The 12,680-nt window shown below is 40.3% G+C and carries 13 protein-coding genes; 12 read left to right on the top strand and 1 reads right to left on the bottom strand.

Annotated features, from left to right (window positions below; genetic code table 11):
- The coding region (locus tag QS39_RS03220) for an LPXTG cell wall anchor domain-containing protein (protein WP_142761260.1) at positions 1-373 on the top strand (373 nt) is incomplete at its 5' end.
- 235 nt (positions 374-608) lie between these two features.
- On the opposite strand, the gene QS39_RS11260 is transcribed toward QS39_RS03220, so the two are convergent.
- Positions 609-800, bottom strand: a complete 192-nt coding sequence (locus QS39_RS11260) for a hypothetical protein (protein WP_077804618.1) — start codon at positions 798-800, stop codon at positions 609-611.
- A gap of 296 nt (positions 801-1,096) precedes the next feature.
- Between QS39_RS11260 and QS39_RS03230 the strand changes: the two genes are divergently transcribed.
- The 11 genes from QS39_RS03230 (at position 1,097) to adhE (ending at position 12,639) form a co-directional block, all read left to right on the top strand.
- Complete coding sequence (locus QS39_RS03230) at positions 1,097-2,050, top strand: class I SAM-dependent methyltransferase (RefSeq protein ID WP_077804619.1); 954 nt, start codon at positions 1,097-1,099, stop codon at positions 2,048-2,050.
- Between the two features lie 49 nt (positions 2,051-2,099).
- Positions 2,100-3,290: an acetate kinase gene (locus QS39_RS03235; protein WP_077804620.1), complete on the top strand. Its 1,191-nt coding sequence runs from the start codon at positions 2,100-2,102 to the stop codon at positions 3,288-3,290.
- Between the two features lie 150 nt (positions 3,291-3,440).
- A complete protein-coding gene (gene rnpA / locus QS39_RS03240; protein WP_000739245.1) occupies positions 3,441-3,812 on the top strand; it encodes a ribonuclease P protein component in 372 nt (123 codons plus the stop codon).
- A complete protein-coding gene (locus QS39_RS03245; RefSeq protein WP_219335916.1) occupies positions 3,787-4,611 on the top strand; it encodes a membrane protein insertase YidC in 825 nt (274 codons plus the stop codon). Before rnpA ends, QS39_RS03245 begins: the two co-directional genes overlap by 26 nt.
- A 17-nt stretch (positions 4,612-4,628) precedes the next feature.
- On the top strand, positions 4,629-5,618 hold the full coding sequence (jag, locus tag QS39_RS03250; RefSeq protein ID WP_077804622.1) for an RNA-binding cell elongation regulator Jag/EloR: 990 nt from the start codon (positions 4,629-4,631) through the stop codon (positions 5,616-5,618).
- 50 nt (positions 5,619-5,668) lie between these two features.
- On the top strand, positions 5,669-6,292 hold the full coding sequence (locus QS39_RS03255) for a ribonuclease P (protein WP_077804623.1): 624 nt from the start codon (positions 5,669-5,671) through the stop codon (positions 6,290-6,292).
- Positions 6,293-6,408: 116 nt separating this feature from the next.
- Positions 6,409-8,391, top strand: a complete 1,983-nt coding sequence (gene tkt / locus QS39_RS03260) for a transketolase (protein ID WP_077804624.1) — start codon at positions 6,409-6,411, stop codon at positions 8,389-8,391.
- A gap of 111 nt (positions 8,392-8,502) precedes the next feature.
- Positions 8,503-8,802, top strand: a complete 300-nt coding sequence (gene yajC, locus QS39_RS03265) for a preprotein translocase subunit YajC (protein WP_000445810.1) — start codon at positions 8,503-8,505, stop codon at positions 8,800-8,802.
- A 45-nt stretch (positions 8,803-8,847) separates the two neighbouring features.
- Complete coding sequence (locus QS39_RS03270; protein ID WP_077804625.1) at positions 8,848-9,291, top strand: low molecular weight protein-tyrosine-phosphatase; 444 nt, start codon at positions 8,848-8,850, stop codon at positions 9,289-9,291.
- The gene (locus tag QS39_RS03275; protein ID WP_000429313.1) at positions 9,278-9,688 is read left to right on the top strand and encodes an MORN repeat-containing protein; all 411 of its coding nucleotides are present in this window, start codon (positions 9,278-9,280) and stop codon (positions 9,686-9,688) included. The genes QS39_RS03270 and QS39_RS03275 overlap by 14 nt, the downstream gene beginning before the upstream one ends.
- Before the next feature lie 299 nt (positions 9,689-9,987).
- A complete protein-coding gene (adhE, locus tag QS39_RS03280) occupies positions 9,988-12,639 on the top strand; it encodes a bifunctional acetaldehyde-CoA/alcohol dehydrogenase (protein WP_077804626.1) in 2,652 nt (883 codons plus the stop codon).
- Positions 12,640-12,680: the final 41 nt, after the last annotated feature.

Below are 12,680 nucleotides of genomic sequence, written 5' to 3' on the forward strand. Positions count from 1 at the left end.
TTCAACAAGTATGTCAGTTCCGGATAGTACTGATAAACCAGAGTTTAGTTTGAGTGAAAGTGCTTCGCAGTCAACAAGTCTAAGCATGTCAATCTCAACATCGGTGTCTATGTCGACTTCAACAAGTACGTCACTTTCAAATGCAATTTCTGATAGTGCCTCAACGTCAAACTCACTTGTAGGATCAAATGTTGATCATTCGACTTCACATGTAGGAAACGGTACGGGATCGACAGCTAAGTCAAGACAGCAATTGCCAAATACAGGTACAGAAGCTTCCAGAACATCTGCGCTTCTAGGAGCTTTGGCAGCTGTGACTGGTTTAGGTTTATTTGCGAAACGCCGTAAACGTGATGATGAAGAAGAAATGTAAACAATCTGCTTATCTCATATTTGATTGACGATAGATGTGTCTATCGAGTTTGGACAAAAAAGTCTGTAAAATCATAAAAACGCATATTATCAGGTGTTCAAAAACTTGATAGTATGCGTTTTATTGTGGAAATATTTCCTTTCTTTTCGGATGGAATTGAGTTTCCCAGCCTTGTGTTTGTATAGTCGGTTAAAAAATTGAGTACGAAAAACCACTTCATAAAAGTATTGATAGATTATACTCTTCGAAAATCAACTTCAAACCACGTCAACGTCGCCTTGACGTAGGTATGGTTACTGACTTCGTCAGTTCTATCCACAACCTCAAAACAGTGTTTTGAGCTGACTTCGTCAGTTCTATCTGCAACCTCAAAGCAGTACTTTGAGCAGCCTGCGGCTAGCTTCCTAGTTTGTTCTTTGATTTTCATTGAGTATTAGTGGGCTTTTCTTGCACTGTTTTGATCTTTTATTTCCTTCGATTATATATTAGAGAGGATTAGTAGAAAAGGGGTGAGTTAATTAGAATGATTATGTGCCATTTTATACCAAGCAATAATCAGACAGCAAGATAAGAGTACAGTTGTAGATAGTAAGAAACGTTTATCTGATCTTGTGTAGATAAGATTGATGTCATCAATAAAAGATTAACGGGCAACCAATGTAGATATAGTGTAATTTTTCTATAAGGATGGAAAAAAGAAGGGAAATTTGATAAGATAGGAATATGGATTTTGAAAAAATTGAACAAGCTTATACCTATTTACTAGAGAATGTCCAAGTCATTCAAAGTGATTTGGCGACCAACTTTTATGACGCCCTGGTGGAGCAAAACAGCATTTATCTGGATGGTGAAACTGAGTTAGAGCAGGTCAAGGAGAACAATCAAGCCCTTAAGCGTTTAGCACTTCGCAAAGAAGAATGGCTCAAGACCTACCAGTTTCTCTTGATGAAGGCTGGGCAGACAGAGCCCCTACAGGCCAATCACCAGTTTACGCCAGATGCCATTGCTTTACTTTTGGTGTTTATTGTGGAAGAATTGTTTAAAGAGGAGGAAATCACTATCCTCGAAATGGGTTCCGGGATGGGGATTCTGGGGGCTACTTTCTTGACCTCGCTTGATAAAAAGGTGGATTACTTGGGAATGGAAGTGGATGATTTGCTGATTGATTTGGCAGCTAGCATGGCAGATGTAATTGGTTTGCAGGCTGGTTTTGTCCAAGGAGATGCTGTTCGTCCACAAATGCTCAAAGAAAGCGATGTGGTCATCAGCGACTTGCCTGTCGGCTATTATCCTGATGATGCCGTTGCGTCGCGACATCAAGTTGCTTCTAGCCAAGAACATACTTACGCCCATCACTTGCTCATGGAACAAGGGCTTAAGTATCTCAAGTCAGACGGATACGCTATTTTTCTAGCTCCGAGTGATTTGTTGACCAGTCCTCAAAGTGATTTGTTGAAAGGGTGGTTGAAAGAAGAGGCAAGTCTGACTGCCATGATTAGTTTGCCTGAAAATCTCTTTGCCAATGTCAAACAATCTAAGACCATTTTTATCTTACAGAAGAAAAGTGAAATAGCAGTGGAGCCTTTTGTTTATCCGCTTGCTAGCTTGCAAGATGCAAGTGTTCTAATGAAATTTAAAGAAAATTTTCAAAAATGGACTCAAGGTACTGAAATATAAAATAGATTTTGTTATAATAGATGAAAACGCTTAAAAGAGGAGTCTTGTTATGACAAAAACAATTGCAATCAATGCGGGAAGTTCAAGTTTAAAATGGCAATTATACTTAATGCCAGAAGAAAAAGTATTGGCGAAAGGTTTGATTGAACGTATCGGTTTGAAAGATTCAATTTCAACTGTAAAATTTGATGGTCGTTCTGAACAACAAATTTTGGATATCGAAAATCATACACAAGCTGTTAAAATCTTATTGGATGACTTGATTCGTTTCGATATTATCAAGGCTTATGACGAGATTACAGGTGTTGGACACCGTGTTGTTGCAGGTGGAGAATATTTCAAAGAATCAACAGTCGTTGAGGGAGATGTTTTAGAAAAAGTTGAAGAGTTGAGTTTGTTGGCTCCTCTCCACAATCCAGCCAATGCAGCAGGTGTTCGTGCCTTCAAGGAATTGTTGCCAGACATTACCAGTGTAGTTGTTTTTGATACTTCATTCCACACAACTATGCCAGAGAAAGCTTATCGCTACCCTCTACCAACAAAATATTACACAGAAAACAAGGTTCGTAAATATGGTGCCCACGGGACAAGTCACCAGTTTGTAGCAGGAGAAGCTGCAAAACTCTTGGGACGTCCATTAGAAGACTTGAAATTGATTACTTGCCACATCGGTAATGGTGCTTCTATTACAGCTGTTAAGGGTGGTCAATCTGTCGATACTTCAATGGGATTCACTCCACTTGGTGGTGTGATGATGGGAACTCGTACAGGGGATATTGACCCAGCTATCATTCCTTATTTAATGCAATATACAGAGGACTTTAACACGCCTGAGGATATTAGTCACGTCCTTAATCGTGAATCAGGGCTTATGGGTGTTTCAGGCAAATCTAGTGATATGCGCGATGTGATTGCTGCTATGGAAGAAGGGGACCACGATGCCACTTTAGCCTATGAAATGTATGTTGACCGTATCCAAAAACATATCGGCCAATACCTTGCAGTCTTAAATGGAGCAGATGCTATTATCTTTACTGCAGGTATCGGTGAAAATGCTGCAAACGTACGTGAAGATGTTATCTCAGGTATCTCTTGGTTCGGATGTGATGTTGATCCAGAGAAGAATGTCTTTGGTGTGACAGGAGACATCTCAACAGATGCAGCTAAAATCCGTGTATTGGTTATTCCAACAGATGAAGAGCTAGTTATTGCCCGTGACGTTGAACGTTTGAAAAAATAAGTAAAACTAGAAAAAAATATTTAGTACAAGGAGTTGGGAAAGAGATTTTTCCAGCTTCTTTTTCTGATGGGAATGTCCAAAACCTTGCTATGATTGGCTTTTTTGAAAAATATGGTATAATAGTAGTAATTTAATAGATGGAGTTGAGTTTTGAAGAAAAACTTTCGTGTAAAAAGAGAGAAAGATTTTAAGGCGATTTTCAAGGAGGGGACAAGTTTTGCCAATCGCAAATTTGTTGTCTACCAATTAGAAAATCAGAAAAACCATTTTCGAGTAGGTCTATCAGTTAGCAAAAAACTGGGGAATGCCGTCACTAGAAATCAAATCAAGCGACGAATCCGACATATTATCCAGAATGCAAAAGGGAGTCTGGTAGAAGATGTCGATTTTGTTGTCATTGCTCGAAAAGGGGTTGAAACCTTGGGATATGCAGAGATGGAGAAAAATCTACTCCACGTATTAAAATTATCAAAGATTTACCAGGAAGGAAATGGGAGTGAAAAAGAAACTACAGTTGACTAGTTTGCTAGGACTGTCCCTATTGATCATGACAGCCTGTGCAACAAATGGGACAACTAGCGATATTACAGCCAATTCGGCTGATTTTTGGAGTAAATTTGTTTACTTATTTGCGGAAATTATTCGCTTTTTATCGTTTGATATCAGTATCGGAGTGGGGATTATTCTCTTTACGGTCTTGATTCGTACAGTTCTCTTGCCAGTCTTTCAAGTGCAAATGGTGGCTTCTAGAAAAATGCAGGAAGCTCAACCACGTATTAAGGCGCTTCGAGAACAATATCCGGGTCGAGATATGGAAAGCAGAACCAAGCTAGAGCAGGAAATGCGTAAAGTCTTTAAAGAAATGGGTGTCAGACAGTCAGATTCTCTTTGGCCGATTTTGATTCAGATGCCGGTTATCTTGGCCTTGTTCCAAGCTCTATCGAGAGTTGACTTTTTGAAGACAGGTCATTTCTTATGGATTAACCTTGGTGGTGTGGATACAACCCTTGTTCTTCCGATTCTAGCAGCAGTATTCACCTTTTTAAGTACTTGGTTGTCCAACAAAGCCTTGTCTGAGCGAAATGGAGCTACGACTGCGATGATGTACGGGATTCCAGTCTTAATCTTTATCTTTGGGGTTTATGCTCCGAGCGGAGTCGCTCTCTACTGGGCAGTGTCTAATGCTTATCAAGTCTTGCAAACCTATTTCTTGAACAATCCATTTAAGATTATCGCAGAGCGCGAGGCGGTAGTTCAGGCACAGAAAGATTTGGAAAATAGAAAAAGAAAAGCCAAGAAAAAGGCTCAGAAAACGAAATAATAAGGAGGAATCTGGTAATGGTAGTATTTACAGGTTCAACTGTTGAAGAAGCAATCCAGAAAGGATTGAAAGAATTAGATATTCCAAGAATGAAGGCTCATATCAAAGTCATTTCTCGTGAGAAAAAAGGATTTCTTGGTTTATTCGGTAAAAAACCAGCCCAAGTGGATATCGATGCTATTAGTGAAACGACAGTTGTAAAAGCAAACCAACAAGCTGTGAAGGGAGTTCCAAAACAAATCAATGATTTGAATGAGCCTGTTAAAACAGTCAGTGAAGCAACGGTTGATTTGGGTCATGTTGTAGAAGCAATTAAAAAGATTGAAGAGGGAGGCCAAGGTATTTCTGATGAAGTCAAGGCTGAAATCTTGAAAAATGAAAAACATGCTAATACCATTTTAGAAGAAACTGGTCACATTGAGATTTTAAATGAATTACAACTTGAAGAAACTGCTCTCGAAGAAGAAGTAGAAATTCCTATTATTGAAAGCCAAGCCGAGCAAACTGAAAGTCAAGAACTAGAAGACTTGGGCTTGAAGGTTGAACCGAGCTTTGATATTGAACAAGTAGCTACGGAAGTAACGACTTATGTTCAAACAATTATTGATGACATGGATGTTGAAGCTACACTTTCAAATGACTATAACCGTCGTAGCATCAATTTGCAAATTGATACTAACGAACCAGGTCGTATTATCGGCTACCATGGTAAAGTCTTGAAGGCCTTGCAATTGTTGGCTCAAAATTATCTTTACAACCGCTATTCAAGAACCTTCTATATCACTATTAATGTCAATGATTATGTTGAACACCGTGCAGAAGTCTTGCAGACCTATGCGCAAAAATTGGCGACTCGTGTTTTAGAAGAAGGACGCAGTCATCAGACAGATCCAATGTCGAATAGCGAACGTAAGATTATCCACCGTATTATTTCATGTATGGATGGCGTGACCAGTTACTCTGAAGGTGATGAGCCAAATCGTTATGTTGTCGTAGATACAGAATAAGTAAAATCAGGGTTATCCTGATTTTTTGCTAGTTAGAAGAGGTTAAGCGTATGTTTAATAAGATAAGAGACTATCTAGACTTTGCAGGTTTGCAGTACCGTAATCCAGATAAAGCTGGGGAAGAACGAGAGAAAATGCTGGAATTCCGTCATAAAGGCCAAGAGGCTCGAAAGGCTTTTACAGAACTGACTAAAGCATTTCAAACCAGTCATCCAGAATGGCAACTCCAACAGACTAGCCAGTGGATGAATCAGGCCCAGCGTTTGAGACCACATTTTTGGGTTTATCTACAACGTGAGGGGAAAGTGACTGAACCTATGCTAGCCTTACGTTTGTACGGGAATCCTTCTGATTTTGGTATTTCCTTAGAAGTCAGTTTCATCGAGCGCAAGAAAGATGAGCAAACTCTAGGTAAGCAGGTCAAAGTTTTAGAAATTCCAACCGTTGAAGGGATTTATTATCTAGTCTACTCTGATGATCAAAGTCAACGGTGGGAGGCGAACGAAGAAAATCGTCAGGTCTTAGTCGAGAAGGTAGGAAGTCAAGAAATCCGAAAAGTGTTAGTTAAAGCAGATGTTTCTATCATAGAAAATCAATCATTAGAAGTGATTTTAGAAAAATTAGAAGATGCTTATGAACGTTTACTTCCCTACTATCAGGCGACCAGAGGGTAGAAGTCACGAGACTTATCTAGAGTCGAATTGTTTGATTGCTATTCTATGTATTTTTTCATATAATAGTAAAATAGAATGTGTGATTCAATAATCACCTCAAATAGAAAGGAAATTCTATGTCAAATCTATCTGTTAATGCAATTCGTTTCCTAGGTATTGACGCTATCAACAAAGCCAACTCAGGTCACCCAGGTGTGGTTATGGGAGCAGCTCCGATGGCATACAGCCTCTTTACAAAACAACTTCGTATCAATCCAGCTCAACCAAACTGGATCAACCGCGACCGCTTTATTCTTTCAGCAGGTCATGGTTCAATGCTTCTTTATGCCCTTCTTCACCTTTCTGGTTTTGAAGATGTTAGTATGGATGAGATCAAGAGCTTCCGTCAATGGGGTTCAAAAACACCAGGTCACCCAGAATTTGGTCATACGGCAGGGATTGATGCTACGACAGGTCCTCTAGGTCAAGGGATTTCAACTGCCACTGGTTTTGCCCAAGCAGAACGTTTCTTGGCAGCCAAATATAACCGCGAAGGCTACAATATCTTTGACCACTATACTTATGTTATCTGTGGAGACGGAGACTTGATGGAAGGTGTCTCAAGTGAGGCGGCTTCATACGCAGGTTTGCAAAAACTAGATAAGTTGGTTGTTCTTTATGATTCAAATGACATCAACTTGGATGGTGAGACAAAGGATTCCTTTACAGAAAGTGTTCGTGACCGTTACAATGCCTACGGTTGGCATACTGCCTTGGTTGAAGATGGAACAGACTTGGAAGCTATCCATGCTGCTATCGAAACAGCTAAAGTTTCAGGCAAACCATCTTTGATTGAAGTGAAGACTGTGATTGGATACGGTTCTCCAAATAAACAAGGAACTAATGCCGTACACGGTGCTCCTCTTGGAGCAGATGAAACTGCAGCTACTCGTCAAGCTCTCGGTTGGGACTATGAACCATTTGAAATCCCAGAACAAGTTTATGCTGATTTCAAGGAAAATGTTGTAGACCGTGGTGCATCAGCTTATGAAGCTTGGACAAAATTAGTTGCTGACTATAAAGAAGTGCATCCAGAATTGGCTGCAGAAGTAGAAGCCATCATCGATGGACGTGATCCAGTTGAAGTAACTCCAGCAGACTTCCCAGCCTTAGAAAATGGTTTCTCTCAAGCAACGCGTAATTCAAGCCAAGATGCCTTGAATGTTGTGGCAGCTAAGTTACCAACTTTCTTGGGTGGTTCAGCTGACCTAGCTCACTCAAACATGACTTATATCAAGACTGACGGACTTCAAGACGATGCTAATCGTTTGAACCGTAACATCCAGTTTGGTGTTCGTGAATTTGCCATGGGAACGATCTTGAACGGGATGGCCCTTCATGGTGGACTTCGTGTATACGGTGGAACTTTCTTCGTCTTCTCTGACTATGTGAAGGCAGCTGTTCGCTTGTCAGCCTTGCAAGGACTTCCTGTGACTTATGTCTTTACCCACGATTCTATTGCGGTTGGGGAAGACGGTCCAACGCACGAACCAGTTGAGCATTTAGCAGGTCTTCGTGCTATGCCAAATCTGAATGTTTTCCGTCCAGCAGATGCGCGTGAAACGCAAGCAGCTTGGTACCTTGCAGTGACAAGTGAGAAAACACCAACTGCCCTTGTCTTGACCCGTCAAAACTTGACTGTTGAAGAGGGAACAGACTTCGACAAGGTTGCTAAAGGTGCTTATGTTGTCTATGAAAATGCAGCAGACTTTGATACCATCTTGATTGCGACAGGTTCAGAGGTCAATCTTGCTGTCTCAGCTGCCAAAGAATTGGCTAGTCAAGGTGCAAAAGTCCGCGTAGTCAGCATGCCATCCACAGATGTCTTTGATAAACAAGATGCAGCTTACAAGGAAGAAATTCTTCCAAATGCAGTTCGCCGTCGTGTTGCAGTCGAAATGGGTGCAACTCAAAACTGGTACAAATATGTTGGACTAGATGGTGCTGTTCTTGGTATTGATACCTTCGGAGCCTCTGCCCCAGCACCAAAAGTATTGGCAGAATATGGCTTTACAGTTGAAAATCTTGTAAAAGTCGTTCAAAACTTGAAACAATTCTAAAAATCAGGGCGCAAGCTCTGGTTTTTTCTTACTAGAAAAGTAAGGTACAATCTTGTAAAAGTAACTGAAATTTGATATAGTAGTCCTATGTAAAAGACAAAGGAGAATATAATGGAATCACAATATACATTTTTAATCATTCTTGTGGCTATGGTGGGCTTGATGTTCTTTACGCAACGCTCTCAAAAGAAACAAGCACAAAAACGTATGGAAAGCTTGAATAAATTACAAAAAGGCTATGAAGTTATTACAATCGGTGGACTTTATGGAACAGTCGATGAAGTAGATACAGAAAAGAAAACAATTGTTCTTGATGTAGATGGGGTTTACTTGACTTTTGAACTCGCTGCTATCAAGACCGTATTACCACTTAAAGAAACAGCTTCACTCGAAGGTGCAATTGAAAAATAAGACGGGATCACGAACTCCCGTTTTTCTATAAAAGAAAGGAATGGGATGAAAAAACTAGTTTTTGTCTGTCTGGGAAATATTTGCCGTAGTCCTATGGCCGAGTTTGTTATGAAATCAATGACAGATAATTATGAAATCCAAAGTCGAGCGACTTCCTCTTGGGAACATGGCAATCCGATTCATAAGGGAACTCAAGGGATTTTTCAACAGTATGAAATTCCTTATGAAAAAGGCAAGACATCGCTTCAGATTAGTAAGGAAGATTTTGAAGCCTTTGATTATATTATCGGCATGGATGCTTCAAATGTTTCTGACTTACGTCAGATGTGTCCAGCAGACTGTCAAGATAAGATTTACTCATTCGCATCTGAAAGTGTTCCAGATCCTTGGTATACAGGAGATTTTGAGGAAACCTATCAGCGTGTTCAAGAGGGGTGTCAAGCTTGGTTAGAACGTTTAGAAAAGGTGAGTGAAGATGGAAAATCTTAAGAATTTTTACGACAAATATAGTGTCTATCTGACTCGTTCACGTTTAGAGCTTTTGGCAGTAGTTGCCATTGTTTTCTGTGCTGTACTCGTCTTTTTTCTAAATATTCCCGGAAAAGGTGTTCTAAAGCTTGATAATGGAACGATTGTTTACGACGGCAGTCTTGTACGTGGTAAAATGAATGGCCAAGGTACCATTACCTTCCAAAATGGAGACCAATATACAGGTGGTTTCAACAATGGAGCCTTCAATGGAAAAGGTACCTTTCAATCCAAAGAAGGCTGGACCTACGAAGGTGATTTTGTAAATGGTCAGGCTGAAGGAAAAGGGAAACTAACAACAGAACAAGAAGTCGTTTATGAAGGGACTTTTAAACAAGGCGTTTTTCAACAAAAATAAAGCCTCCTTATCAAAGGAGGTATTATTAGAATGTTTAAGTAAGCGCTTACCTGCAAATCCCTTTCTTTCCAAGTCACTCTTCCAAGCAAGTTTGTGAAATAAAAAATATTTGAAATTAATTTCACAAACTCTAAAGAGAAAACTTGATAAGCAAAGAAAATGAGAAAAATTTCACAAGTGTTTAAAAATTCTTTGTGAAATGTTTATGAAACTGTTTACAAAGTTGAAATAATGCGTTATAATAAACTTGTGAAAAAATTAACAAAGGATATTAATCCTTGAAAGCTATGGAGGAAAATATGGCTGATAAAAAAACTGTGACACCAGAGGAAAAGAAACTCGCTGCTGAAAAGCATGTTGATGAATTGGTGCAAAAAGCTCTCGTTGCCCTTGAAGAAATGCGTAAGTTGGATCAAGAGCAAGTTGATTACATTGTAGCCAAAGCATCAGTAGCAGCTTTGGATGCCCACGGAGAATTGGCTTTACATGCCTATGAAGAAACAGGACGTGGTGTATTTGAAGACAAAGCAACTAAGAACTTGTTTGCTTGTGAACACGTAGTAAACAACATGCGCCACACTAAAACAGTTGGCGTTATCGAAGAAGACGATGTAACAGGTTTGACTCTTATCGCTGAACCAGTTGGCGTTGTTTGTGGTATCACTCCAACAACAAACCCAACATCAACAGCAATCTTCAAATCATTGATTTCATTGAAGACACGTAACCCAATCGTCTTTGCTTTCCATCCATCAGCACAAGAATCATCTGCTCATGCAGCTCGTATCGTTCGCGATGCAGCTATCGCAGCTGGAGCTCCTGAAAACTGCGTACAGTGGATCACTGAACCATCTATGGAAGCAACTAGTGCTCTTATGAACCACGAAGGTGTTGCGACAATCCTTGCAACAGGTGGTAATGCCATGGTTAAGGCGGCTTATTCATGTGGTAAACCAGCTCTTGGGGTAGGTGCCGGAAACGTTCCAGCTTATGTTGAAAAATCAGCAAACATTCGTCAAGCAGCACACGATATCGTCATGTCTAAATCATTTGATAACGGTATGGTCTGTGCCTCAGAGCAAGCGGTTATCATTGATAAAGAAATTTACGATGAATTTGTAGCAGAGTTCAAATCTTACCACACTTACTTTGTAAACAAAAAAGAAAAAGCACTTCTTGAAGAGTTCTGCTTCGGCGTAAAAGCAAACAGCAAAAACTGTGCTGGTGCAAAATTGAACGCTGACATCGTTGGTAAACCAGCAACTTGGATTGCAGAGCAAGCAGGATTTACAGTTCCAGAAGGAACAAACATTCTTGCTGCAGAATGTAAAGAAGTTGGTGAAAATGAGCCATTGACTCGTGAAAAATTGTCACCAGTTATCGCAGTTTTGAAATCTGAAAGCCGTGAAGATGGTATTACTAAGGCTCGTCAAATGGTTGAATTTAACGGTCTTGGCCACTCAGCAGCCATCCACACAGCTGATGAAGAATTGACTAAAGAATTTGGTAAAGCTGTTAAAGCTATTCGTGTTATCTGTAACTCACCTTCTACTTTCGGTGGTATCGGGGACGTTTACAATGCCTTCTTGCCATCATTGACACTTGGATGTGGTTCTTACGGACGCAACTCAGTTGGGGATAACGTTAGTGCCATTAACCTCTTGAACATCAAAAAAGTCGGAAGACGGAGAAATAACATGCAATGGATGAAACTTCCTTCAAAAACATACTTTGAACGTGATTCAATTCAATATCTTCAAAAATGTCGTGACGTTGAACGTGTCATGATCGTTACTGACCATGCCATGGTAGAGCTTGGCTTCCTTGATCGTATCATCGAACAACTTGACCTTCGTCGCAATAAGGTTGTTTACCAAATCTTTGCTGATGTAGAACCAGATCCAGATATCACAACTGTAAACCGTGGTACTGAAATCATGCGTGCCTTTAAACCAGATACAATCATCGCTCTCGGTGGTGGGTCTCCAATGGATGCTGCTAAAGTAATGTGGCTCTTCTACGAACAACCAGAAGTGGACTTCCGTGATCTTGTCCAAAAATTCATGGATATCCGTAAACGTGCCTTCAAATTCCCATTGCTTGGTAAGAAAACTAAATTCATCGCGATTCCGACTACATCTGGTACAGGATCTGAAGTAACACCATTTGCCGTTATCTCTGATAAAGCAAACAACCGTAAATACCCAATCGCTGACTACTCATTGACACCAACTGTGGCAATCGTTGACCCTGCTTTGGTATTGACAGTTCCTGGATTTGTTGCTGCTGATACTGGTATGGACGTATTGACTCACGCGACTGAAGCTTATGTATCACAAATGGCTAGTGACTACACTGACGGTCTTGCACTTCAAGCCATCAAGCTTGTATTTGAAAACCTTGAAAGCTCAGTTAAGAATGCAGACTTCCATTCACGCGAGAAAATGCATAACGCTTCAACAATCGCTGGTATGGCCTTTGCCAATGCCTTCCTAGGTATTTCTCACTCAATGGCTCATAAGATTGGTGCGCAATTCCACACAATCCACGGTCGTACAAATGCTATCTTGCTTCCATACGTCATCCGCTACAACGGTACACGTCCAGCTAAGACAGCAACATGGCCTAAGTACAACTACTACCGTGCAGATGAAAAATACCAAGATATCGCACGCATGCTTGGACTTCCAGCTTCTACTCCAGAAGAAGGTGTGGAATCTTACGCAAAAGCTGTCTACGAACTTGGTGAGCGCGTAGGTATCCAAATGAACTTCAAAGCACAAGGAATTGATGAAAAAGAATGGAAAGAACATTCTCGTGAATTGGCCTTCCTTGCTTATGAAGACCAATGTTCACCAGCTAACCCACGTCTTCCAATGGTTGACCACATGCAAGAAATCATCGAAGATTCTTACTATGGCTACAAAGAACGTCCAGGACGTCGTAAATAATTGTTATCAGCCTAGAGGCAGGAATTTCCTGTCTCTTTTTT

This window comes from Streptococcus mitis (assembly GCF_002005545.1).
Classification (GTDB): Bacteria; Bacillota; Bacilli; order Lactobacillales; family Streptococcaceae; genus Streptococcus; species Streptococcus mitis_I.

What these genes read in the sequence shown, in the direction of transcription:
- QS39_RS11260 (WP_077804618.1), bottom strand. Translation starts at nt 800, where the DNA reads ATGAAAATCAAAGAACAAACTAGGAAGCTAGCCGCAGGCTGCTCAAAG.
- QS39_RS03230 (WP_077804619.1), top strand. Translation starts at nt 1,097, where the DNA reads ATGGATTTTGAAAAAATTGAACAAGCTTATACCTATTTACTAGAGAAT.
- QS39_RS03235 (WP_077804620.1), top strand. Translation starts at nt 2,100, where the DNA reads ATGACAAAAACAATTGCAATCAATGCGGGAAGTTCAAGTTTAAAATGG.
- jag (WP_077804622.1), top strand. Translation starts at nt 4,629, where the DNA reads ATGGTAGTATTTACAGGTTCAACTGTTGAAGAAGCAATCCAGAAAGGA.
- QS39_RS03255 (WP_077804623.1), top strand. Translation starts at nt 5,669, where the DNA reads ATGTTTAATAAGATAAGAGACTATCTAGACTTTGCAGGTTTGCAGTAC.
- tkt (WP_077804624.1), top strand. Translation starts at nt 6,409, where the DNA reads ATGTCAAATCTATCTGTTAATGCAATTCGTTTCCTAGGTATTGACGCT.
- yajC (WP_000445810.1), top strand. Translation starts at nt 8,503, where the DNA reads ATGGAATCACAATATACATTTTTAATCATTCTTGTGGCTATGGTGGGC.
- QS39_RS03270 (WP_077804625.1), top strand. Translation starts at nt 8,848, where the DNA reads ATGAAAAAACTAGTTTTTGTCTGTCTGGGAAATATTTGCCGTAGTCCT.
- QS39_RS03275 (WP_000429313.1), top strand. Translation starts at nt 9,278, where the DNA reads ATGGAAAATCTTAAGAATTTTTACGACAAATATAGTGTCTATCTGACT.
- adhE (WP_077804626.1), top strand. Translation starts at nt 9,988, where the DNA reads ATGGCTGATAAAAAAACTGTGACACCAGAGGAAAAGAAACTCGCTGCT.